The organism is Pseudarthrobacter sp. fls2-241-R2A-168, from assembly GCF_030209335.1.
Classification (GTDB): Bacteria; Actinomycetota; Actinomycetes; order Actinomycetales; family Micrococcaceae; genus Arthrobacter.
Genome location: NZ_JARVSG010000025.1, coordinates 1 through 1,080 on the forward strand (window position 1 = coordinate 1; position 1,080 = coordinate 1,080).

General features: G+C 63.3%; 1 protein-coding gene. It reads right to left on the reverse strand.

Annotation, left to right across the window (positions count from 1 at the left end; translation table 11 throughout):
- On the reverse strand, window positions 1-1,002 hold a 1,002-nt coding region (locus tag QRN11_RS14525; protein WP_285313326.1), incomplete at its 3' end, for an MFS transporter.
- Window positions 1,003-1,080: the final 78 nt, after the last annotated feature.

Sequence of the window (1,080 nt, forward strand, 5' to 3'; positions counted from 1 at the left end):
CTGGGCTGCTTCTGCCGCGCTGAGTGCCGGGGTGATGTAGCTCTGGAGCATGTAGATGCTGTAGGTGGTGCCGATGCCGAACCCGGTCCAGAGCAAGACCTTCGAGATCCAGGCCCACCGGTAGTCCCGGTCGCGCAGGGCGACGATGAACGAAGCAAAGATGGTGCCAATCCGGATTTTTCCATGGGGCAGGTGCTTGGATGACCGGTCGCGGGCAAGGAAAAGCAACGGTACGGTGAGGAGCAGAAGCGTCACGGCGAACGGGTAGTAGCTGGCAAGGCCGATGGCGGCAAAAAGCGCTCCGGCCACCACTGCGCCGAGGATGGCCGCGAAGTACACCACAACTCCGGTGACCGCCGATACCGACCCCAGGCGCTCTTTGGGCACCCGGTCCGCTACCGTGGCCACGAGGGGGCCCTGGGCGTTACCGGCGATCTGGATGACAGACCAGGCAAGGACCAGGAAAAACAGGTTCGGCGCCAGGGGCATCAGCGTGATGCCGGCTGCTCCGACGACAGCGCCGGCAGCGATATAGGGGGCGCGCCGGCCCCACTTTGTGCGGGTCAGATCTGAAAGTGTCCCGATGATTGGGGACAAGACCATGCCCACGACCACGCCTACCGACGTCACCAGCGACAGGCCGGCAGCTCGTGAAGAGTTGAACTGCGCCAGAAGATCGAGCTGCTGCTGCTGCTCTGCAGACGGCGTCACGGCGCCGGAAGCAACCTGGCCGCTCAAATTATTCAGTGCGGTCAGGTCAACACCACTGTCGGGCCCGAAGATCCGGGCGAACTCCAGGTTTTGAACCTGCAGCGGGAGCAGGACCGTGAGCACCGCTCCCCACAGCAGGGAAAAGGCCACACTTGCCAGCGCGTACGTGCTGACATAGCGGCGGTAGGGCCGCGTTTTCGGTTCATAGACGGGGGACAAATCATCCTTCGCCGGCCGGGGCTCCACCGGCGGAGCACCGGCCGCTCCCTGGGCTGCATCAACAGATCCCATGTACAACTCCTTCGTTGATCGCCGCGGGCATCCACCCGCGGAAGCATTCGCAAAACAATATTCCCGCACCGGGAAAAA